Here is a 23,305-nt window from a genome sequence, read left to right on the forward strand (position 1 = left end):
ATATACCAAAGAGTAAAGAGTGGGTTGCCCCACTCTTTACACAACGGTTTTATCTCCATGATTACCAAAAAAATTATAACATAGTCTGGTAATAGTGACAAGTATGACTCCTTGACTGTCAAGGCGTCACGGCCATGAAAGAATGACAAGAATCAGAACAATGACAACTGGTTGCTCTCCGGCAGACCGCGGAAGCATCCCATTTGAGTCAACAGCTCCACGGCGGTTTTGCTTGCCTTCGATTTTTGCTGGAAATCCTCGATGGAGAGGAATTCTCCGAATTCACGCGCGGCGGCAATATTGCGGGCAGCGTTATCGCCGATTCCCGCAAGCGCCGAGAACGGCGGAATGAGCGAGTCTCCATCCACCTTGAATTTCAAGGCGTCGGATTGATACAAATCGATGTTCTTGAATGAGAAGCCCCTTGCCGTCATTTCCAGCGCCATCTCCAGAATCGGCAGCATGCCTTTTTCCTTCGGGCTCGCCCCGAAGCCGAGCTGCTCGATCTCTTCAATCCGGCGATAGATCGCCTCATAGCCCTGACAGCATAATTCGATATCAAAATCCTCGGCGCGGACCGAGAAGTAGGTTGCGTAATATTCAATCGGATAATACAGCTTGAAGTAAGCCGTTCGCACCGCTGAAATAACATATGCGGCGGCGTGGGCTTTCGGGAACATGTACTGGATTTTGAGACAGGAATCAATGTACCACTGCGGCACTTTGCATTTCTTCATCTCGTCGATCCATTCCTGGGACAACCCCCGGCCTTTACGCACGCTTTCCGTAATCTTAAACGCGAGGCTCGCGTCCATGCCGGCCTTGTAAATCAGGAACAGCATGATGTCATCGCGGCAACCGATAACGGTTTTGATGTTGCAGGTTCCATTCTTGATGAGCTCTTGTGCGTTGCCGAGCCATACGCCGGTTCCGTGTGAAAGTCCCGAGATTTGCAAAAGGTCAGCAAAACTCGACGGCTGCGACTCCACCAGCATCTGGCGCACGAACTTGGTCCCCATCTCCGGCACGCCGAAGGTGGCCACCGGCGAGCGTATTTGCTCCGGCTTCACGCCCAGCGCCTCCGTTGAATTGAACATGCTCATCACTTTCGGATCGTTCATCGGGATGGTCGTTGGGTCCACTCCGGTCAAATCCTGGAGCATTCTCATCATCGTCGGATCATCGTGTCCGAGAATATCCAGCTTGAGCAAATTCGCTTCAAAGGCATGGTAATCGAAATGCGTCGTTTTCCACTCCGCGTTGACATCATCGGCAGGGTACTGCACAGGCGTTATCTCTTCAACCTCGATGTAGTCCGGCACAACGACAATACCGCCGGGATGCTGGCCCGTGCTTCGCTTGACGCCGGTACAGCCTGACGCCAGCCGGTTTAATTCCGCGCCGCGCCAGCGCTTGTTGTTGTGCTCCTCGTATTTCTTGGCAAAGCCGAACGCCGTCTTCTCCGCCACGGTGCCGATGGTACCGGCACGGAATACGTTCTTCTCGCCGAACATCTCCTTGGTGAAATTATGGGCATGCGGTTGATATTCGCCGGAGAAGTTCAAATCGATATCGGGAACCTTATCCCCTTTGAAGCCCAGGAAGGTTTCGAACGGGATATCCTGTCCTTCGCCCTTCATCATGTTTCCGCATTCCGGACAAGCCTTGTCCGGCAAGTCGAATCCGCTCGGCACGCTGCCGTCCAGGAACCATTCGCTGTGCTTGCAGTCGCTGTTCAAGCAAATGTAATGCGCTGGCAGCGGGTTAACCTCGGATATGCCGAGGAACGTCGCAACGACGGAGGAGCCAACGGAACCCCGGGAACCAACCAAATAGCCGTCCCGATTCGATTTTTTCACCAGCTTCTCGGAAATCAGATAGTTCGCGGAGAAGCCGTATCTAATAATCGGCTCCAGCTCTTTCTCCAACCGGGCCACAACGACCTCGGGCAGGTTCTCCCCATAGATCGACTTGGCCGTGTCGTAGCAGGTGTTGCGGATTTCTTCGTCGGCTCCCTCCAGGATCGGCGTAAACAGCTTATCCGGGAACAGTTCCAAATCTTCAAAACGGTCGGCCAATTCGCTTGTGTTCGTCACCACGACTTCATAGCATTTGTCCTGACCCAAAAACTCGAACTCTTGCAGCATCTCTTCCGTCGTCCGAAAATGCGCGTCTGGCTTGCGCATATCCTTGAGCGGGCTGAAGCCGGTAATGCCATGGATGGTGATGTCCCGGAACAGCTTGTCCCGCGGTTCCAGATAGTGCACATTCCCTGTAGCGATGACCGGTTTGTTCAGCTTTTCGCCGATGCGCACGACTTTGGAAATCGCGGTTTTGATCTCTTCGGGGCTGCCTACCAGGCCTTTGTCCACCAAATGCATATACATCGTCAACGGCTGGATTTCCAAAACGTCGTAAAAGCCTGCAATCTCTTCGGCTTCCTCCTCCGTCTTGTTCAGCACAGTTTCGAAGAACTCCCCTTTTTCGCAGCCGGACAGCACCAGGAGTCCGTCCCGCATCTCTTGGAGCTTGGATTTCGGGATGCAGGGCACCCGCTTGAAATATTCGGTATGCGACATGGAGACCAGTTTGTACAGATTCTTCTTGCCCGTCATGTTCAAAGCGTAAATCCCGCAATGGAACGGACGGGTATTGGACAGGTCCATGCCCACGTAATCATTAAGACGGTCCAGCATCTTCACGCCTTTGGTTTTGTCTACGTCGCTGAGGAGCCCGTTCAGGATTCCCGCCAGCGCAATTGTATCGTCGATCGCGCGGTGATGGCTTTCCAGCAGCACCTTGTACTTATCCGCCAATGTGTTAAGGCGGTGATTCTTAAGTCCCGGATGCACCAGTCGGGCCAGCTCCAAAGTATCCAAATACGGATTCTCCAGCGTGTCCATGCCTGCATTCTTGAGTGCTGCCTGAATGAACCCCATGTCAAACCGCGCGTTGTGAGCCACGAGCACGCCATCGCCGACGAATTCAACAAATTCCTTCAGTACCGGCTCCAGTTCAGGAGCATCCTTGACCATATCGTCATTGATGTTCGTCAATTGCTGGATATGGTACGGAATTCGCTCGTGCGGATTAACAAACGTGGCGTACCTGCCAATCTCCTTGCCTTCGTGCATCTTCACGGCTGCAAGCTCGATGATCTTGTTCGCGGTGATGGACAAACCCGTGGTTTCAATATCGAATACCACGTAAGTCGCGCTGCTCAGCTCAATCGGCTGTGCCTGTTCCACGATGTTGACGGCATCATTCACGACATTGGCCTCGATGCCGTACATCATTTTGATTCCATGTTTCTTGGCGTTCTTGGCTGCGTCAGGATAACACTGCACGCCGCCGTGATCACTTACGGCAATCGCTTTATGTCCCCAGGCGGCCGCGGTTTTGATGTACCGGTCGATCGGCGTGACCGCATCCATCGTGCTCATAGTGGTATGGAGATGGAATTCCACCCGCTTCTCGGCAGCGTTATCCTTGCGGGAAGGGGGCGCCTTGACTTCATTGAGGTCGGACGGGATCATGACCAGCTCCGGCACCTGCATAAACCGGTCATATTCCACGCGTCCGCGTGCCTTCACCCATTTGCCGTTCTCAAGAAGGCTCAGGACCTTCAAGTCATCCTTCGTTTTGCCAAACATCTTCATCTGCAAGGAATCGCTGAAATCGGTTAAGTTGAAGGTAAACAGCGTGCTGCCGTTTCGGAGCTCCTTGCGGTCCAACCCGAAAATGGTACCCTGGATCGTAATTTTCTTCTCTTCGTCCTGGATCTCCTGGATCGAAACCGGCTGATCCTTGATATCATATCCGACCTGCAGCCGAATCTCACCTTCTTCCTCGTCCTCGGCATCCAGCTCCGCTTCCATGCTGCTCATGATCTGTTCGATAACCTCGCGCTCTTCCTCGCGCTTCCTCTGCTCGAACTCCTCGTAAGCGGCCTGGCCGTTATCGCCGACCTGCATCTTCACGCGAAGTGTCAGATCGAAGTACTGCCCGAAGAATCGGGTTATGGCGGTATCGATCTGTTTCTTGCGGGCAAGTTCAAGCGACATGCCATCCGACATGGAGAGAAGGACCTGCCCGTCTTCCACCTCGTGTTTCGCCCTAGTCATCCAGCCATTGACCGATGGAATCTCCCGGTGTGCCCACTCCAGAAACAAGCCCCAATACTCCTGCACGATATCGGCCTCCGGAACGCCGCTTCCATACCGGAACACAAATTTGATCTTAGCGATATGTCCCATCTTCTCCTGAATCCTCAGGCAAAATGTGCGATAAACTTCGGCCGGGACCAAGGTCTCCTTCTGAACGGTTATCCTCCAGTCCTTGCTGTTCCTGCTGGTCTCTACTTGTTCAATCACACCGTCTAAAAAATAGGGTTCCACCAGATTGGCCGGAACTTCTCCCTGCTTGATCAGCAGTTCAAATCGCTTCCTTTTATCTTCAGTCGTGCCCATGGTTCCCTCCCCCTGCATAACATAAAGCTGTAAGAAAAACTTCTATCGACCTACATCCACAGAAGACAGACCGCGTTTAGCGGATAAAAAACAGAATAAAGCTTCCGCCGGCAGCACTCCATCGTCCTGCCCCGAGAAAGAGAGCGTCCGTCATACTGCCATCCGGAAGCTTACTCCAGATGATGAATCCCCGACGCGGACGAAAAATTGCCCTTCGTCATGCAAGTCGGAAACTCATAATATCGAATTCCTAGTACGCTCTCGCGAACAGCACCGTATGCTTCGCATCCTCGCCGCATACGAGACACTTCGTTTTGTTCTCGGCCGGTTCAAACGGAATGTTTCTGCTCGTCGCGCCGGTTTCTTGCTTCACGGTGTCTTCGCAAGCTTCCGAACCGCACCATCCTGCCAAAGTAAACCCGCGCTTGTCCTCCATGCTGTCCTTCATTTCATCCAGCGTCTCCACGGAATAGAAATGATCCTCGCGGAACTGCTTTGCACGATCGAACATTTCCTGATGCACCTGCTCCAGCATGCTCTGCACTTCCTGGATCAGGTTGCCCTGCTCCACAACCTTCTTCTCGCCCGTAATGCGGGAAACGAGCACGCAGACGCCATTCTCCATATCACGAGGCCCGATCTCCAGACGAACCGGAACGCCGCGCATTTCGTACTCATTGAATTTCCAGCCTGGACGCACATCCGGATTGTCGTCCACCCGTACGCGGATCCCGGCGGATTTCAGTTCACGGAACAGCTCGTCCGTACGGCCCACGACGGCGTCTCTCGTCTTCGGAGGCCCGATTGGAATCATGATTACTTGAGTCGGCGCAACTTTTGGAGGAAGCACCAAGCCCCGGTCGTCCCCATGGACCATGATCAAGGAGCCGATAAGACGCGTGCTGACTCCCCAGGAAGTCGTATGTGCGTATTCCAGCGTATTTTCACGGTTCAAATATTGAATATCAAAAGCTTGCGAGAAATTGGTACCCATGTAGTGTGATGTGCCTGCTTGTACAGCCCGACCGTCTTTCATCATCGCTTCGATGGAGAACGTGTCCACGGCACCCGCGAATTTCTCCGAAGGCGTCTTCTGCCCCTTGATCACCGGAATCGCGAGATAGTCCTCTACGAATTGCTGATAGATATCTAGCATTTGCATGGTTTCCCCTCTTGCTTCCGCTTCCGTTTCATGAGCGGTATGCCCCTCTTGCCATAAAAACTCGCTGGTGCGGAGGAACGGCAGCGTGCGTTTCTCCCAGCGCACCACGTTGGCCCACTGATTGATCAGCACAGGAAGATCACGATAGGATTGAATCCATTTGGAATACATGTGCCCGAACATCGTTTCGGAAGTCGGACGAATAGCCAGACGCTCTTCAAGCTTCTCGCCCGCCGCTTCGGTCACCCAAGGCAGCTCTGGATTGAAACCTTCCACATGCTCCTTCTCTTTCTGGAAAAAGCTCTCCGGAATGAACAACGGGAAATAAGCGTTCCGATGTCCCGTTGCCTTAAAGCGCCGATCCAGCTCCGCCTGGATATGCTCCCAAATTTCATAACCGTCCGGTTTAAAGACGATGCAGCCCCGGACTGGGGAATAATCCATCAAGTCCGCTTTTTTGATGACATCGATGTACCAGCGCGAGAAATCTTCTCCTTGCGGCGTGATCTCCGTCACGAATTGTTTATCCTTCGATTCCTTAGACATATAAATCGTGTTCCTCCCATTAATAAAACGCGTGGTCTAAGCCGTTCATTCAGGCGGCTTGACTGGACGTTATTGGCGATATGTGTGAACGGGCCGCGGCTATAAAACCCGCCCTGTGTTATAGAACTCCATGCTGGATATCGTTATGCGTGAAACTCTGCTAACAATAGAAAAAGGTACGGCTTTCGTCGCGGCTGGCGCACCGAGCCGTACCTTAAGGTCTATCCGTTGATCAAACGCAAAATATCGTTATAGGTGACGGCAATCATTAACAGGAACAGCATCGCAAACCCGATAAAGTGAACCATGCCTTCCCTGTTCGGGTCAACCGGCTTGCCCCGTAATGCCTCGATCCCCAAGAATACGAGCCGGCTTCCATCCAGCGCCGGAATCGGCAGCAGGTTGAATATGCCCAGGTACAAGCTTAGAATGGCCGCCCAATAGGTCAGCTGTTCGATACCCTGTTTGGCGATTTGACCCGTGACCTCAAAGGTGCGCACCGGACCGCCTAAATCATCCATGGAAAACTTCTGAATCAACTGTCTGAAGCCCTGGAAAATAATATTGGTGGTGTCAACCATCGCCGTCCCGGAGCCGGTAATCGTCTCTCCAAGCCCTGCGGATCGGGTAGGAAGCTCAGGAACGATCCCGACCTTGCCGCCTTCCTGGCCCTCCATGGTCCGAGGCGTCAACGTCAAATCGAAAGATTCCTCTCCTCGACGTACGGTCCATTCCATCGGCTTGTCCTTGGAGGCCGCAATCAATTCGATCATCTTCTGATAATCGGCCCCAATCGCCGTTCCGTTGATGCTCTCGATGATGTCGCCCTCTTTCAGATTGGCTTCGTCTGCTGGCATGCCTTTCGTAATCTCGCCTATCTGTACGTAGGTTGGATTCTCGACCGGTATACCGGCCATCTGAATGTGAAGGGCAAACAGCACGAAGGCCAAAATAAAGTTCATGACAGGACCGGCAAATATCGCAAGCGCTCTTTGGCCGACGGTCTTGCTGCCGAACTGGCGGTCTCTCGGTGCGATCTGCGTCTCGACACCTTTAGCTACCGTTAATGCTTGCGGATGGATCTCGTACTGCTGAAATTCACCATCCACATCAAGCCTCACCGACAAACGGTCCACCATGTCGATAAACTGGACTTCGCCGCGAATGACATTTTTACGGTTGTCGAGTTGATCCAGATAAATCTTTTTCACTTGATTCTCTGCATTCACTCGAACCGCAATCGTCTGACCGGGCTGAATCTCGACAAGTTCCGGATCTTCCCCGGCCATGCGGGCATATCCGCCGAACGGGAGAAGACGAAGCGTGAACTGCGTTTCATGGCGTTTATATGAGAACAGCTTAGGACCAAATCCAATCGCGAACTCGCGTACCAAGATTCCGGCACGCCGGGCAAAATAATAGTGACCCCATTCGTGCACGGTAACGATCACAAAAAACATGAGCACCGTTAAAAAAACGACCCGAACCATTTCCAATTCTTTACATCCCCCTTTTCCTCTGAGAACGCAGTATGTCCCTATAGATTATCATTATTCTCCTGTCGTCCACAAGAGAATCACAAGCTGTCCGCTTTTTTTCAAGGGAGATTTCAAAAACACTTCAAAACTTATAGTCGGGAAGCTATTTCACGTGCAATCCGATCATTCTCTTCAATCGTCTCCAGCGCCGGTTCCGGCACGTTATGGTGACTATGCAGCACTTCCTCGATAATCTCTTCGATTCGCAGAAAAGAGATTTCGCCGCGGAGAAAGCGGGCGACCGCGATTTCATTGGCCGCATTGAATACCGTTGGCGCTGTACCACCCATTTTACCACATTCATAAGCGAGCCTTAAACAAGGAAAACGCTCAAGGTCCATTTCCCGGAAGTGCAGCTTTCCTGCTTCTGCCAAGGAGAGCCTTGGTGCAGGCGAAGACCACCGCTCGGGATAAGTCAGCGCATATTGAATCGGGACCCGCATGTCCGGGTTGCCGAGCTGCGCGATAATGCTGGAATCGCGGAACTCCACAAAAGAATGGATGATGCTTTCCGGGTGGAGAAGCACGGAAATATTGTCGTACGGTATGCCGTACAACCAATGCGCTTCAATGACCTCAAGCCCTTTATTGACCATGGTCGCTGAATCGATCGTGATTTTGGCGCCCATGGACCAGTTTGGATGCTTAAGCGCATCCTCCACCGTAACGTTGACCAGCTGATCGCGGGTGTAATCCCGGAACGACCCGCCGGAAGCGGTCAGCGTAATCCGTTCGATATCTTCATGCCGTTCTCCGTTCAAGCATTGGAATATGGCGGAATGTTCACTGTCGATCGGCAAGAGCTTTACCCCTTTTGCAGCGGCTTGAGCGGTAACCAGGTGACCTGCGGTAACCAATGTTTCCTTGTTGGCAAGCCCGATCGTCTTCCCCTCGTTAATGGCCGCAAGCGTAGAAGAAAGGCCCAAACTTCCAACGACCGCAGTAACGACCAGCTCCGCGTCTGTCGCTGCCGCAATCTCGATCAGGCCTTCATGGCCATGAAACACTTCGGTTCCGGCAGGAAGATCATGCCTTAAACTGTCAGCAAGCTCTTTCGTCGCAACGGACACTTTTCGCGGAGAAAACTCCTGAACCTGCTGAAGCAGCAATTCCTTATTGCTCCCCGCAGCCAAGCCTTCAATCTGAAATTGTTCCCGGTGCTTCCTCACCACATCCAAGGTTTGGGTGCCAATGGAGCCCGTGGAGCCGAGTACGCTGATCTTCTTCATGCTCATCTTTCCTTTCATCAGTAAGGCAGGAGACTCAATATATGTACAAACGGAAATACGACGATCCAACTGTCGCATCGATCCAGTATTCCTCCATGTCCCGGCAGCAGCTTGCCCGAATCCTTGATGTCATACACCCGTTTATAGGCGGATTGCACCAAGTCGCCGAGCTGGCCGATAACGGCGCAGGAAAGCCCAATCAGAACCGCATGTCCAGCCGTCAGGATTCCATCTGAGTAGAATGAAAAGAGCAGCGACGTGAACACGGCGATGATCACACCGCCGAGCGCACCCTCCACCGTTTTGTTCGGGCTTATGGAAGGCCATAATTTATGGCGCCCCATGGCGCGGCCGACAAAATACGCGCCCGCATCACTTGCCCAGATCGAGGCCAGCAGCAAAAAAGTCCAAAATACGCCATGCCCGTCCGGAGCATGCCGAGATTCGGCTATGAAGGAAAATCCGATGCCGATATAGACCGATGCCAAAAACAATAAAGAGATCCGCTTGATATCTATCGTATTTTTCGTGGTCACCGTCGCCAGCAAAAATAAGAGCAGCAGGAGCCAAAGCACATGTTCCCATGGGATCGGAAGTTTCAGATCAAGCGGACCCCATGGAAATACAAGCAGCAGCACTCCCGCATACCCGATCCATGCCGTTCCCCCGAACGGTGCCGTATGGGTCATGCGCACAAACTCATAGTAACCGACTAGCGCCATCGCCAGAATTAGAAGATGGTACCACAGACCGCCTATGAAACATAATCCTAAAAAGACCGCTCCCGCTATAATTCCGGTAATCAATCGCTGTTTCAAAACGTTCCATCCTCCATCGGCTACGACAGTCCACCGTAGCGCCTAGTTCTTTGTTGATAATCGGCTACGGCCTCCACCAAATGGTCTTTGGTGAACTCCGGCCAATAGGCATCCGTAAACCATAACTCGCTGTACGCGAGCTGCCACAACATAAAATTGCTCAGCCGCAGCTCGCCGCTTGTGCGGATCAGTAAATCCGGATCCGGCAATTCGCCTGTGAGGAGCCGCTGGCCAATCAGTTCCTCTGTAATGTCCTCAGGACGGAGAATTCCGTCTCGCACTTCCCGTCCGAGCGCCTTGACACTTTCGGTGATCTCTTTCCGGCTGCCGTAATTGAGCGCAAAGTTAAGCACAAGCCCGTCATTGCCGGCAGTTTTCGCAACAGCTTCTTCCATCGCAGACACGGTATGGGACGGAAGGTCTTCCGGATGCCCCATCATGCGGACCTGGACATTTTTCTCGATCAGCTCTTCCAGCTCAATAGCCAGAAACTCCTGCGGAAGCTTCATAAGAAAATCGACCTCATCCTTCGGACGCGTCCAGTTTTCCGTAGAGAAAGCATACATCGTCAATATTTTGATTCCCAACTCATCGGCGGCTATGGCGGCTCTTTTGACAGCCTTCATGCCATTCTGATGGCCAACGATCCGCGGCATGCCGCGCCGTTTCGCCCAACGCCCATTGCCATCCATGATGATGGCAACATGATGCGGGATGTTGTCCGGAGAGAGCTGATGCGTCTGCTGACTGTCCTCCTGATTCAACCACGATCGAACCCGTTTGATCATTCCATTTCCTCCAGGCATCTTTCTGCAAAAAAAGAGACAAACCCCACCATTGACAGGAGGGGCCACAAGTCTCTTATACTTCCATAATCTCTTTTTCTTTAGCAACGAGGACTTTGTCGACTTCTGCGATAAATTTATCCGTCGCTTTTTGGATATCTTCCTGATGTCTCCGGGACTCGTCCTCGGAAATATCCGTTTTCTCCAATTTTTTGATGTCGTCGTTGGCATCACGGCGAATGTTGCGGATGGCCACTTTCGCTTCCTCGCCGAATTTCTTCGTCATTTTCACCAGTTCGGTTCTGCGTTCTTCCGTCAATGCAGGTACGACGAGACGAATTTGATTACCATCGTTCGCCGGTGTCAATCCGATGTCCGATTTCATGATCGCTTTCTCGATATCCGCCAAGGACGACTTGTCCCAAGGCTGAATCATGAGCGTTCTGGAATCCGGCGTGCTGATGTTAGCCAGCTGATTCAGCGGGGTTTGCGCTCCGTAGTATTCCACCGTGATCCGGTCGAGGAGCGCCGGCGCTGCCCGCCCTGCGCGCAGAGTTGCCAAGTCACGTTTCAAAGACAGGATCGCTTTTTCCATGCGTTCTTCTGCATTCTTTTTCACCGATTGCGGCATTAGTCTACACTCCCTTTAACGATCGTTCCGATTTTCTCGCCCAGAACGACGCGCTTGATATTACCTTGCTCCGTAATAGCGAAGACGATGAGCGGGATGTTGTTGTCCATACATAACGATGAAGCTGTAGAGTCCATTACCCCAAGGTTTTTGTTCAATACGTCTAGATACGTCAGCTGCTCGTACTTCTCGGCAGTTTCATCCTTAAATGGATCAGCGGAGTACACTCCGTCCACCTTGTTCTTCGCCATAAGAATCACTTCTGCTTCGATTTCCGCGGCGCGAAGCGCTGCAGTCGTATCGGTGGAGAAGTATGGGTTCCCTGTTCCTGCCGCAAAAATAACGACACGTCCCTTTTCCAGATGCCGAATGGCTCTGCGGCGAATATACGGCTCGGCGATTTGCTGCATGGAGATCGAGGTTTGCACCCGGGTCGGCACATCGATCTGCTCCAAAGCATCCTGAAGGGCCAAAGAGTTCATCACCGTTGCAAGCATTCCCATATAGTCCGCTGTCGCACGGTCAATTCCGTTCGCGCTGCCGGCAATGCCGCGCCAAATGTTGCCGCCGCCGCATACGATCGCGACCTCCACACCAAGCTCGACAACCTCGCGAACCTGCTCAGCGATCGATGAGATCGTCTCAGCATCAATACCATATCCATTCTGCCCTGAAAGGGATTCCCCACTGACTTTCAATATCACTCGTTTATATACAGGCTGTTCCAAATGATAACCCTCCACTTTAAGACGGCGCCTTAAGTATACGACGCCCGTTTGAAAAACGACAGACAGACACACCGGCACTGCTTGACGGTTTATAAAAATCGGGTAAAAACATCCGTCTCAAGTAGAAACTTCTGGTCGTCTAATCAAGACCTAAGTCCATTCTTTCTTGTGAGATAAGGGTAGCCTTTACTCCGAATTTATAACAATCTTATCTCTCTTATGCCTTTATATCTCTTAAAAAAGAAGGAACACAGGTGTGTTCCACTCTTTTCTATAACTTATATTAGCCTATCCGGCTTATTTATTCACCTGGGCCATAACTTCTTCTACGAAGTTGTCTTGTTTTTTCTCCAAGCCTTCGCCCAATTCGAAACGGGCAAAACGACGAATGGAGATGTTCTCGCCGATTGTGCTGATTTTTTCGTTAAGCAGCGTGCTGATCGTTTTGTCCGGATCCTTGATGAAAGGCTGCTCGAGCAGGCAATACTCTTCATAGTATTTGTTGATGCGGCCTTCAACCATTTTCTCAACGATTTTTTCAGGCTTGCCTTCGTTCAGGGCTTGGTTTTTCAAAATTTCTTTTTCTTTCTCAAGCTCGTCACTAGGTACTTCTTCACGACGAACGTATTTAGGGTTTGCAGCAGCAATATGCATTGCGATATCGCGAGCAAACTCTTTAAATTGATCCGTTTTGCCTACGAAGTCTGTTTCACAGTTGATTTCCACGAGAACGCCGATGCGTCCGCCACCGTGAATGTAAGACTCGACAACGCCTTCCGTTGCAACGCGTCCAGCTTTGTTAGCCGCTGCGGACAAGCCTTTCTCGCGAAGCACCGCGATCGCTTTTTCGATATCACCGTTTGTTTCGTCGAGCGCTTTTTTGCAATCGAGCATGCCCGCGCCTGTTCTTTCGCGAAGTTCTTTTACCGCACTAGCTGTTACTGCCATTAGAATTCCCTCCATATTGGTATGATCAAGTTTGGCGTTCGGATCTGAAGCAGCCGTCCTTCGACGTGCCCTCCAAGAAATCCGTACGCTTAAGTATTTGTTTCCCTTGCCCTGCCAGAAGCCTGATGTTTCTACCGCAATCCGGCCTGACATCTTAAAAAAAGGGCAGTGAGAGGTTATACACCTACCAACCACCCTTTTCATTTAATTCATGGTTTATACGTTTAATCCCGATTAAGCTGTTGTTTCTTCGCCTTGGTGAGCTTCAACAACGGCATCGGCCATTTTACCAGTCAACAATTTGACAGCGCGGATCGCGTCATCGTTACCTGGAATTACATAGTCGATTTCATCCGGATCGCAGTTCGTATCAACGATACCAACGATTGGGATACCCAATTTGCGAGCTTCCGCAACAGCGATGCGCTCTTTGCGAGGATCGATAACGAACAATGCGCTTGGAAGGCCCTTCATGTTCTTGATACCGCCCAGGAATTTCTCAAGACGATCTTTCTCTTTGCGGAGAAGGATGACTTCTTTCTTAGGCAATACTTGGAACGTGCCGTCTTCTTCCCAAGTTTCAAGCTGCTTCAAGCGGTTGATACGCTTTTGGATCGTTTCGAAGTTAGTCAAAGTTCCGCCGAGCCAACGTTGGTTGATGTAGAACATGCCGCAACGCTCCGCTTCTTCCTTCACGGAATCTTGAGCTTGTTTTTTCGTGCCGACGAACAGGATCGTACCGTTCTCACCAGCTACGCTTTTTACGAAGTTGAATGCTTCTTCAACTTTCTTGACCGTTTTTTGCAGGTCGATAATGTAGATACCGTTTCTTTCAGTGAAGATAAATTTATCCATTTTCGGGTTCCAGCGACGAGTCTGGTGACCGAAGTGAACGCCAGCTTCCAAAAGCTGTTTCATGGAAATTACTGCCATCTTCACGCACCTCCTAAGTTTGGTTTTTGTGTGTCCCTCCGCCAAGATCATTTTCCATTAAGACTCCCATTCCAGGAAGCACCCTCAACGGAATCACTCTGGCGTGTGTTTTAACACCGTCAATTACTATAACATAACCATGGGCAGGTTGCAATGTCTTTTGTGTGCATGACCAGCTCAAGCCAATCAGGGGCTTGAAGAGTTACGCTAAAGAAAAAAACCACTCTCAACCGGAGTGCTAGTTGGAGGGTTTTGTCGTGATCTTCGTGATAATCGAATTGTAGCTCTCGCCGATCGTAAACGAGTAAGTACCGCTCAGGATTCTGGTGTTGATTTTATTCTCGGTAGCTTTTTTGATGAATGCCTGTTTGTTGTCAATGACCCCGGCATTCAGAAGGCTGTTTGCTACATCGCTGAGATTGTTTCCGGATGGAATCTTTACTTGAATAGAAGCTTCGGCTTTAGCCGGTGTTTTCGGTTTGGCCGGATTCGTTACCTGGGAGGAAGCTTCCTGTTTCTTCTGCGCGTCCGTTTCTGGTTTCTCCGGGCTCTCCGGTTTCTCCGGCGCCTCAGGCTTCGTCGCTTCAGGCTTATCGACCGGTTCGGCACCTTCGGACTCGCCTTCTCCCTCGCCCAGCTTCTTCTCTTCCCACTGCTCCGCCGTCATCAGCTCGTCCGTACCTTCGACGACCTGCATATCCAAAGCCTCCGCTGCAGCCACCAACTGCTCCTTCGTTAATTCCTTTGTCTCCGAAGCGGTTGCGCCTTGGCCGATCCACATCAGCTGCAGCAGCACAGCGGCGATCACAAGACCGCTCCCGAGGCCCATCATAAACATTCGGTTCTTGATCACACGGATTCCTCCTGTTTGGCCAACTGGATAATGAGTTGAACTTCGCCTCGCTGAAGTCCCGTGGACTTGGCTATCATATCGATAGATTTGCCTTGTTCATATAAATCAAACAGTTCCGCGTATCTGGATTTGATGGAATGGACCGGAGGGGCATGATCCGCCTCCGATGTCGCTGCAGCCGCTCCTGCAGACAAAGAAGCCGCCCCAGCTGCCTGCGCCAGCTTCTCTTCAGCCGTTCGAAGACGCGTTTGCGATTCGGTCATTTTCTGCTCCATGGCCAGCATGCGCTGCCGCAAATCGCTGACCTGCTCCTGATGCGCTTGCTGTTTGGCATCAAGTTCTTTCTTCATTTGACTAACCAGCTCGACCAGCTGCTCGTTCTCGTTCTGGATTTCCGCCATGTATCCTTCAAGCGTGTTCTCGACTTCCTTTACAACCCGCTCGCTGGACACGGTCTCTTCCCGGCGTTTCGGCAGCATGAAAGCATACAGCACGGCCGCAATGCCTAGCAGCACGATATATATCCACGGTTTCAAATCCATTAACTCCTTTGTGCCTATAAATTATCTAGAGCGAAACATCGAAATTTTTGCCTTTATAGGGGTGCTCCGCCGGCTGTTCCAAAGTCTCGCCCGCTTCTGCAGACCCCCGCCCTTGCTGCTGGCCTGAGGACTGGCGGCTCCCGTCATCCCGCACGGCTGTTTCGGCCGTCTCGCTCACTTCCGTGCTTCGCTGGGCTTCGGCCCGGCTGTTCTTGGTTTGTTCACCTGCTAGCAGCATCTGTTCGTTCTGCGGCCGCTGCTGGAATTCGTTATGAACCTTGCCCGCTTCATTGGTTCTCGGGACCGCAATTTGCATCTCAACCGATTTTAAACTCAATGGAATCACCTCATGGTATAGGGATCATGTCCACAAGCATTGTGAATGTCTTTCATTCCTACAACAACGGAACCATGGTGATATCTCCTTCATGATAGTAAAAAGAGACCCGCTGCGTGGGATCCTTAACAAATCGGGTGTACCGCCCGATGACGATTTTGGCGCCGCCGTAGATCGTCTTTACCACATTCACTTTGGCTTTGCCGGTATCCTCCAGCATCTTCTCGATTTCCAGCATGCGTTCCTTGATGTCGGCTTGCTCTGCCATGTTGGATTTTTTGGTCGCATTCAGCTTGATTCGCAGCGCCAGCTTGTCCGGCGACAATTGTCCGGAGGAAGCCAACTGGTTCAAGAGATAAAGCGCTTTATCGGTTTTGTCCATGCTCTCTAATGAAAGCTTCAATTGGGCTCTTAGATCCGCCAGTTCATTCCGCAGCTCGGGAAGAACGCCCACTTCAATGACGGTAGCCGTCGACATGCTGTTTCCGATCGTGCGCGCAACGACCTTTTCCCCGGCTTGCAGAATGCCGCCCACTACGAGCCCTTTCATCCCGTTGCATTCGATATTCTGGACAGCTCGTATATTGGAATGCATGATGCTCTGCGACACGAATACGCTGGCGCCCGCAACGACGTTGCCATCCTGAATGAACGAGCTTTTGACGTCCTGGCCCGCCTTTACGTAACCCTTGTTATAACCGATGATCCCGCCTGATATATCAATGGATCCTTCAGCCTCCAGCTCGGCACCTTCCACAAAGCCCGTGACTCGAATGTCCCCTGCCGCCTTGATTTTGAACCCGGTCAGCACATTCCCGCGAATGACCACCGTACCGACAAAATCGATATTGCCAATGCTGTAATCCACGTCCCCGTTAATCTCATATACCGGGAACACATTGATTTTGCCTTTTTCGGTTTTGGTGAGCAGTCCGTCAAGCGCGGCGTACATGGCGCTTTTCTCGGCGTTGACCACCACGTTCTTCCCCACCTTGAAATGTGCTTCCTTTCCCGGCTTGCTCGGTATCTCTTCGCCGGTGACCGCAGTTCCAGGCACACCCTTCGTAGGCGGGATTCGGGTAGCCAACAGCTGGCCCTTCTTTACATTATTTAAACGAATCACTTCTTTGAAGTCCACTTTGCCGTCCTCGTCCTCCAGCGGCTTCAGATTCGTCTCATTCCCGAAATCGACGGTAAATTGAATTTTACCGTTCTGTCCGTGCGTCGGTTCCGTTCCCATGGCAATGGGCGTTCTGCTATATTGATATTCCTCCCCATGGTCCGCGATTCGCCGCAAGGTATCATATTGAATGCCATACCGAATCTGATGGCTTCTGAGAAACTGTTCAAGAGCCTCGACGGAGCAAGAAAAATCCTTCTCCCACTTGGTGAACTGTATATAGGCGACGACCTTGTCATCCGATAGCGAAACGCTAAAGTATTGATCCAATGCATAATCTACAGACAATCCAGGAACCCCCTTCATAAATGGCAAGCGTCAATCGTTTTGCATCAGCAAATCCCGATCTTTATCGAGCGCGCCCCGAAGTCTCAAAATCGCTTTGGAATGAAGCTGAGATATTCGTGAAGGTGATAGCGACATCACTTCAGCTATTTCGCTGAGTGATAAATCCTCATAATATAATAAGGAAACTACGGTCCGCTCTTTCGGGGTTAATTTACCGATACCCTTCATCAGGGCTTCTCGCAGATAAAATTCATGGACCTTGTGATCCGGATTCTTCGCTTTCTCATCAACCAGGAGCGACATTCGGGTCTCAGACTCCTCCTCGCGGATCGGATCTTCCAAAGATGTCAATGTCATGACCGCCACTTCCTGCAGCATGTGCCGGAACTCCTTCTCGGTCACGTCAAGGTAATCGCTCATCTCGGAATCACTGACGCTGCGTAAATACTTCTGTTCCAACTGCTGATATGCAGTTTCAATCTTCTTCGCCTTCTCACGGACAGAACGCGGTACCCAATCCCCTTGGCGCAGCGAATCCAGAATAGCACCCCGCACCCGCCAAGAGGCATAGGTTTCGAATTGCAGCCCTCGTTTGTAATCGAACTTCTCGATGGCGTCAATCAGACCCATTACCCCATTGCTGGCCAAATCTCCCTTAGAAACGTTCTTCGGAAGACCGATGGCCAATCGGCTTGAAACATAGTCAACGATGTGCAAATGATATTCGATAAGTTTCTTCTTCGCTTCATGGTCTCCATCTTCCTTCCATGCGCTCCATAAATCCGCATGGTTAAGGACGGAAGTTTTACGTTCGTCCAATTGCCTTCACCCTCCTTATTTTTCCGTAAGGTGACGAACGGCCTTGGCCAGTTCTTCAGGATCTTTCGTTGAAACCAGCTTAGGAGGATTCAGCGGTACAAAGTCTCCATTCTCTTTGCTGCTGGATTCGGCATGGATCAAATCCATCAATTCCCGATCCTCATCAGGCGTGGATAAGTCAAGAACGGTTCCTCGGTCCTGCTCCCGCTGCGAGCCTGCGTCCCCTTTTTCGGCTGCTCGCGTCCCCGTAATGGCAGCAAACATCCAATTCAGCAGGAACGCCAGAAGAAACCAGATCGCGCATGCAATCAGCGCCCGATACATGCTAGTCATCCACAAATTGTTACGTATGGAGAAAATAAATGTGAACACAAACCCGGCAATTCCGGTAATCAGATAAAAACGGAGTTTTCCCATCATCGCTACAATTCCTTTATGCCCTTTTGTACGCTTCGTATTGTAAACTTACCCGTTGCGCAGTCCAACTCAACGGTTCTCCCGTAATTTCCTCCGGTGTCCTCGGCTATCAGCGTGATTCCCATCTGCTCGAGTCCCGCTTTGCATGACTCCACATTCCGGGGACCGATGCGCATCGTATCGCCCGAACCCGCAAAAGCAAACATCTGAGCCCCTCCGGCCATTTTGGCTACCATCCGCGCCGGAGACGCCCCCAAATTCCTCATCTTGTTCAGCAGGATCGGAAGAGCCGTATCGGCGTATTTGGCCAGATTCAGCTGCCCCTCCCTGGCAATCGCCGAGGATGGCAGCATGACATGCGCCATGCCGCCAATCTTCGTGACCGGATCATATAACGTCAGTCCTACGCATGAGCCGAGTCCCGTTGTACGCAATATACCGTTTGGACCTGCGACGTTCAGATCCGCCATGGCTACTTTCACTATTGCTTGTTCTTCAATCATGCTCTAAAGGCACTCCCAAAGCTTCGAATATTTGAGCAAATGATTGTGGATCAGGTATGAGGAAGAATTGGCCTTCCACCTCGTTTTGCCCTTCCAGGAACGTCGTGTTGATTAAGAGGGCATCGTCTCCCATTTCTCCGAATTGCAGCAATCCATAACTCAGGATGGCACCTGCCATATCCATTGCCAATGCCGGCACCGTGGGTGTCATGGACAGATTGGTGAAGTCAGCGAGCGACGATAAGTACGAGCCTGACAAAATATTTCCGATCTCGCATAAGGCGGACTGCTCCATCTCGGAGAATGGCTCCTCCTCCGATACTTCAATGCCCGCCAGATTCAGCAGAAGGTTCTTCCCCGCTTCCGGACTCATAATAAAGAAGAGATTCCCCGGAGCGCTTCCTTCAACCCGTAAAAATACGGCAAGTACGAGCTGTTCGCTCCCCCCGACGCTTTCGGCAATCTGTTCGAACGGCAGGAGTTGAACCTTAGGAACCGCCATATCAATAGGCTTGTTAAGCAAACGGGAGAGGGCGGTTGCCGCATTGCCCGCTCCGATGTTTCCCACTTCCTTCAAAACATCCATTTTGATTTCTTTGCCATGCTTAAACAGCTCCACTGTCTACTCCTCAAGGCCTTCCAGCTGAATGATCTCACTCTTGTTCAACACTTCGGACAAATTCAGCATGACGAGAAGGCGCTCCTCTCCTACCTTCGCGACACCGCGCAGGTATTTCGCTTTAATTCCGCCGACAACCTCAGGTGGAGAGTCAATGCTGTCCGTATTCAGATCGATGACATCACTTGCCGAATCCACGATAAAGCCAACCTGCATATCATTGACCGCTACGATAATAACCCGTGTCTGATCGGTTGCTTCAACCTCTTCCAGACCGAATCGGCCGCGCAGATTGATCACTGGGATGACGACGCCTCGTAGGTTGATAACCCCTTTTACGAAAGCAAAGGTTTTGGGAACGCGCGTAATGGGCATCATTCTTTCGATGGTTTGAACCTTGTCCACCTCGATGCCGTATTCTTCCTCGCCAAGTCTAAAGACGATAACCTTGATTTCTTCTCCCATGAATAAGTCCTCCTTCAGAATGTGTGGCCTGCCGTGCTTGATAGCAACCCATTATTTGATAAATGCATTTGCGTCGATGATAAGAGCCACTTGGCCATCTCCAAGAATGGTCGCGCCGGATACCCCTTGTATGGCAGGCAAATATTTGCCCAGGTTTTTAATGACGATTTCACTCTGTCCGATAAAATCATCGATGGTGAGCGCAGCCAAACGATCCCCTTTGCGGATCACAACAATCTCCGTTTCCTCTTCCCGCTCCTCATCAAAATCCGGAACTTCAAACAAACGGCTAAGCGAGATCACCGGTATCATCGACTCCCGGAACTGAATCATGCGGCTTCCGTGCACATGCTTGATTTGCCCGCGCTTGATGATGCCCGTTTCAACGATGGAAGACAACGGAATCGCATATTTCTCCGATCCCATCCGGATCAGCATGGCTGCAATGATGGACAGCGTTAATGGAAGCTGAACCGAAAAATTGGTGCCTTTTCCCGGGGTGGAGTAGATCGTGACGTTACCGCCCAAGGCAACAATCTTCGATTTAACGACGTCGAGCCCTACGCCGCGGCCGGATACATCCGAAATTTTCTCGGCCGTGCTGAATCCGGGAGCGAACAGCAGCTGATTCACCTCGTCATCGGTCATGGACGCTGCCTCGGTCTCCGTGACGACGCCTTTGGCCAGCGCATTCTTCAAAATTTTATCGCGGTAGATGCCGCGCCCGTCGTCTTCAATCTCGATGAACACATTGTTGCCGCTATGGAACGCGCGCAGGTGCACGGTACCGGTCTCCGGTTTACCGGCTGCAATGCGGTCGGCAACAGGTTCGACGCCATGGTCAGCCGAGTTCCGCAGCAAGTGGACCAGAGGGTCGCCGATCTCGTCGATCACCGTGCGGTCCAGCTCCGTGTCGGCCCCGGTAATAATCAAGTCGATCTTCTTATCCAATGTTTTGGCAAGGTCCCGCACCATCCTAGGAAAACGGTTGAATACCGTATCCACTGGCACCATGCGCAGCTTCAGGACGATATTCTGCAAATCGCTGCTTACGCGGCTCATATGCTCAACCGTGTCCGTCAGCTCCTGGTTCCTGGACTCGCTGGCCAGCTGCTCCAGGCGCACCCGGTCAATCAGAAGCTCGCTGAACAGATTCATCAATACATCCAGCCGTTCAATATCTACCCGGATCGTTCTGGAAGGATTGCCTCCACCCGCATTACGCGCAGGTGCCTTGGATTCTTTGGCAGGCGCCGGAGCGCTTTTTGCTTCCGTTGAAACCCCGGCCGCCGGAGCTACAGAAGGAGCTTCGGGCTTTACCGCTTCGGCTGTAGCCGCGCTCTCCTGAACCATTTGCTGCAAGGATTCATGATCGAGCGCCACCACTGTCGCAGCTTCAATCTCTGAAACGCCCAGAATCTGGCTTTCAATATCTTGCGTTTCTCTTTGCGTTATGTAATACAACGAAAATACGCGATCGAATTCACCTTGTTCAATCTCTTGAACGTCCGGATAGGTCTTGACGATTTCACCGGATCTCTCCAGCGCTTCGAATACCATGTAGGCCCGAACCGCCTTGAGTTGGCAATCCTCTCGCAATGTCACTTGGATATATAGAACCTTATGACCTTCTGAAATCGATTGATCCAGCACGGAAAATTGAAACTCATCCAATTCGATTCCCTGAACGGCCACAGCGGCATTATTCCCTTCGACAGATCCCCCGTTAGCCGAGGCGCCTTCTCCGCGCACAATGGACTGCAAGGAAGCTACAATAGCGGACACGTCCGCCTTCCCGTCGCCGCCTTCGGTAATATCCTGCACCATCGATTCAAGAGCGTCCAAGCTTTTGAAGAGCGTATCAAAGATAAAATCCTGCATCTTAAGCTTTTCGTTCCGGACAAGATCCAGCACGTTTTCCATCTGGTGGGTAAGAGAAGCCAGATCCTCAAATCCCATCGTTGCCGCCATGCCTTTCAACGTATGAGCCGATCGGAAAATAATCTGTACGATCCCGATATCGTCCGGGTTGCTTTCTAATTGAAGCATGTTTTCATTTAATGATTGCAGATGATCATTTGACTCATCAATAAACATTGTCAAATATTGATTCATGTCCATTGAGAGACACCTCCTCTTCAAGTTCACTTTCCGTTATTTACAGCTTGAACCATCCTCGGTGCAATTTCATGAAGCGGCAAAACGTGGCTTACGCATCCCAGCTCGACGGCAGATCTCGGCATCCCGTATACGACGCAGGTTTGCTCGCTCTCGGCAAAGGTGGATGTCACGCCGGCATCGTAAAGCTCCTTCATCATTCTTGCTCCATCGCTCCCCATGCCGGTCATCAGAATGGCGTGCCGCGTGACCGAGGTCAACGGCAGCAGGGATTCGAACAGCACATCCACCGAAGGGCGATGGCCGTTGCGAGTCTCATCCTGGCTTATCCTGATTTGGTATGCACCGCCTTCCGAGCGATGAACCCTCATATGGCTGCCGCCCGGAGCAATGTATGCCTTGCCCGGCTCTAATACCATGCCGTGTTCTGCTTCCATGACCTCCAGCTGACTGAATGAATTCAGGCGCTGGGCAAGCGATTTGGTGAAATTCGGCGGCATATGCTGGACGATGACGATCGGGGCATGGAAGTCGCCGGGAATTTTCTCGAGAAAAGCTTTTAATGCTCTAGGGCCACCCGTTGAACAGCCGACCGCCACCAAATCTTTCAGGTCAGTTGACGGCTGGGCATTTGCCTCTCTCGGCGGGCGGCTCTCGTTCTTGGGAAGCACGGCTGGGGCCGACTCCGCTTCATTTTTGCGTTCAACCCGTTTTCGCTTGAAACCGGAAAGCTCCGGTACATCCGGGAGAGCCGCCTTCTCCCCGGCCGAGCGGGATACCGGCATGCGAAGCGGTTCAGCCGGCTTGCCGCGCTGATCCGTTCCTTTGGCCGCCGGTCTCGTTTCTTTCACCTGCGGCTTCTTTTTCGGCGTCGTCTCAGAAGGCTTTGGCGAAAGAGGAAGCGTGATGTCCGCACTCCGCCGTTTCTGCTCTTCTTCTTCCCACAAGGCCCTCCGCTGTTTAGCCTGCATCGCCGCATTCAGCTGCTTCATCAATTCGGAACGCACCTGCTCAATATCAAGCGCATTCGATATGGAAGGCTTTCGTATAAAATCAAACGCTCCTGCCTCGAGGGCAAGAATGGTCTCCCTCATGCCTTGTTCATTAAGGCCGGATAACATGATAACCGGACGGGGTCCCGCATCCATAATGAGTTTCAAAGCATCCAGCCCGTTCATTTCCGGCATTTCTACATCAAGCGTAATGACGTCAGGATTCAGTTCCTTTACTTTCTCAACAGCGTCAAGCCCGTTCTCGGCTGTCCCGACAACCTGGAAAGACTTGTCGCGCTCGATGAAATCGGAAAATATTTTCCTCATAAATGCGGAATCGTCCACGACGAGCACACGAAAAGGCTTCATAGATGTCCACTCCTAT

Annotated in this window: 21 protein-coding genes; all 21 read right to left on the reverse strand. The window is 51.6% G+C overall.

Going from position 1 to position 23,305, the window contains the following annotated elements; translation table 11 throughout:
* Window positions 1-152: 152 nt before the first annotated feature.
* The 21 genes from RB297_RS09255 to RB297_RS09355 all read right to left on the reverse strand — a co-directional run bounded on the left by RB297_RS09255 (window position 153) and on the right by RB297_RS09355 (window position 23,289).
* Window positions 153-4,469, reverse strand: a complete 4,317-nt coding sequence (locus RB297_RS09255; protein WP_096774502.1) for a PolC-type DNA polymerase III — start codon at window positions 4,467-4,469, stop codon at window positions 153-155.
* Window positions 4,470-4,719: 250 nt separating this feature from the next.
* Window positions 4,720-6,177, reverse strand: a complete 1,458-nt coding sequence (proS, locus tag RB297_RS09260; protein WP_375120305.1) for a proline--tRNA ligase — start codon at window positions 6,175-6,177, stop codon at window positions 4,720-4,722.
* Window positions 6,178-6,398: 221 nt separating this feature from the next.
* Entirely contained in the window at window positions 6,399-7,667 is a 1,269-nt protein-coding gene (gene rseP, locus RB297_RS09265; RefSeq protein WP_374705884.1) for an RIP metalloprotease RseP, read from the reverse strand.
* Between the two features lie 137 nt (window positions 7,668-7,804).
* On the reverse strand, window positions 7,805-8,944 hold the full coding sequence (locus RB297_RS09270) for a 1-deoxy-D-xylulose-5-phosphate reductoisomerase (RefSeq protein ID WP_096774503.1): 1,140 nt from the start codon (window positions 8,942-8,944) through the stop codon (window positions 7,805-7,807).
* Window positions 8,945-8,961: 17 nt separating this feature from the next.
* The gene (locus tag RB297_RS09275; protein WP_015736308.1) at window positions 8,962-9,762 is read right to left on the reverse strand and encodes a phosphatidate cytidylyltransferase; all 801 of its coding nucleotides are present in this window, start codon (window positions 9,760-9,762) and stop codon (window positions 8,962-8,964) included.
* Window positions 9,763-9,782: 20 nt separating this feature from the next.
* Entirely contained in the window at window positions 9,783-10,550 is a 768-nt protein-coding gene (locus RB297_RS09280) for an undecaprenyl pyrophosphate synthase (protein ID WP_009594721.1), read from the reverse strand.
* Window positions 10,551-10,623: 73 nt separating this feature from the next.
* Complete coding sequence (frr, locus tag RB297_RS09285; RefSeq protein WP_009594750.1) at window positions 10,624-11,178, reverse strand: ribosome recycling factor; 555 nt, start codon at window positions 11,176-11,178, stop codon at window positions 10,624-10,626.
* Complete coding sequence (gene pyrH / locus RB297_RS09290) at window positions 11,178-11,906, reverse strand: UMP kinase (protein WP_006211297.1); 729 nt, start codon at window positions 11,904-11,906, stop codon at window positions 11,178-11,180. Before pyrH ends, frr begins: the two co-directional genes overlap by 1 nt.
* A gap of 297 nt (window positions 11,907-12,203) precedes the next feature.
* Window positions 12,204-12,854 carry a translation elongation factor Ts gene (tsf, locus tag RB297_RS09295; RefSeq protein WP_009594741.1) on the reverse strand — a complete coding sequence of 217 codons (651 nt, stop codon included), beginning with the start codon at window positions 12,852-12,854 and terminating at the stop codon, window positions 12,204-12,206.
* Window positions 12,855-13,088: 234 nt separating this feature from the next.
* A complete protein-coding gene (gene rpsB / locus RB297_RS09300) occupies window positions 13,089-13,787 on the reverse strand; it encodes a 30S ribosomal protein S2 (protein ID WP_009594753.1) in 699 nt (232 codons plus the stop codon).
* A gap of 238 nt (window positions 13,788-14,025) precedes the next feature.
* Entirely contained in the window at window positions 14,026-14,640 is a 615-nt protein-coding gene (locus RB297_RS09305; RefSeq protein ID WP_145037611.1) for an endolytic transglycosylase MltG, read from the reverse strand.
* Window positions 14,637-15,182 carry a DUF6115 domain-containing protein gene (locus tag RB297_RS09310; RefSeq protein WP_375120306.1) on the reverse strand — a complete coding sequence of 182 codons (546 nt, stop codon included), beginning with the start codon at window positions 15,180-15,182 and terminating at the stop codon, window positions 14,637-14,639. Before RB297_RS09310 ends, RB297_RS09305 begins: the two co-directional genes overlap by 4 nt.
* Before the next feature lie 25 nt (window positions 15,183-15,207).
* On the reverse strand, window positions 15,208-15,519 hold the full coding sequence (locus tag RB297_RS09315; protein WP_015736311.1) for a hypothetical protein: 312 nt from the start codon (window positions 15,517-15,519) through the stop codon (window positions 15,208-15,210).
* Window positions 15,520-15,577: 58 nt separating this feature from the next.
* Entirely contained in the window at window positions 15,578-16,987 is a 1,410-nt protein-coding gene (locus tag RB297_RS09320; protein WP_096774505.1) for a flagellar assembly protein A, read from the reverse strand.
* A gap of 30 nt (window positions 16,988-17,017) precedes the next feature.
* The gene (locus tag RB297_RS09325; protein WP_009594718.1) at window positions 17,018-17,806 is read right to left on the reverse strand and encodes a FliA/WhiG family RNA polymerase sigma factor; all 789 of its coding nucleotides are present in this window, start codon (window positions 17,804-17,806) and stop codon (window positions 17,018-17,020) included.
* Window positions 17,807-17,821: 15 nt separating this feature from the next.
* Window positions 17,822-18,226 (reverse strand): hypothetical protein, encoded by a 405-nt coding sequence (locus RB297_RS09330; RefSeq protein ID WP_375120307.1) that lies wholly within the window; start codon window positions 18,224-18,226, stop codon window positions 17,822-17,824.
* A gap of 2 nt (window positions 18,227-18,228) precedes the next feature.
* Complete coding sequence (locus tag RB297_RS09335; protein ID WP_015736313.1) at window positions 18,229-18,726, reverse strand: chemotaxis protein CheD; 498 nt, start codon at window positions 18,724-18,726, stop codon at window positions 18,229-18,231.
* Window positions 18,719-19,312 (reverse strand): chemotaxis protein CheC, encoded by a 594-nt coding sequence (locus RB297_RS09340; protein WP_285857496.1) that lies wholly within the window; start codon window positions 19,310-19,312, stop codon window positions 18,719-18,721. The genes RB297_RS09335 and RB297_RS09340 overlap by 8 nt, the downstream gene beginning before the upstream one ends.
* Before the next feature lie 36 nt (window positions 19,313-19,348).
* Window positions 19,349-19,810, reverse strand: a complete 462-nt coding sequence (locus tag RB297_RS09345; protein ID WP_009594767.1) for a chemotaxis protein CheW — start codon at window positions 19,808-19,810, stop codon at window positions 19,349-19,351.
* Window positions 19,811-19,861: 51 nt separating this feature from the next.
* Window positions 19,862-21,931 carry a chemotaxis protein CheA gene (locus RB297_RS09350; protein WP_192571281.1) on the reverse strand — a complete coding sequence of 690 codons (2,070 nt, stop codon included), beginning with the start codon at window positions 21,929-21,931 and terminating at the stop codon, window positions 19,862-19,864.
* A 23-nt stretch (window positions 21,932-21,954) separates the two neighbouring features.
* A complete protein-coding gene (locus RB297_RS09355; protein ID WP_192571280.1) occupies window positions 21,955-23,289 on the reverse strand; it encodes a protein-glutamate methylesterase/protein-glutamine glutaminase in 1,335 nt (444 codons plus the stop codon).
* Window positions 23,290-23,305: the final 16 nt, after the last annotated feature.

Source organism: Paenibacillus sp. CR_12 (assembly GCF_041953985.1).
GTDB classification, from domain to species: Bacteria; Bacillota; Bacilli; order Paenibacillales; family Paenibacillaceae; genus Paenibacillus_AQ; species Paenibacillus_AQ lautus_A.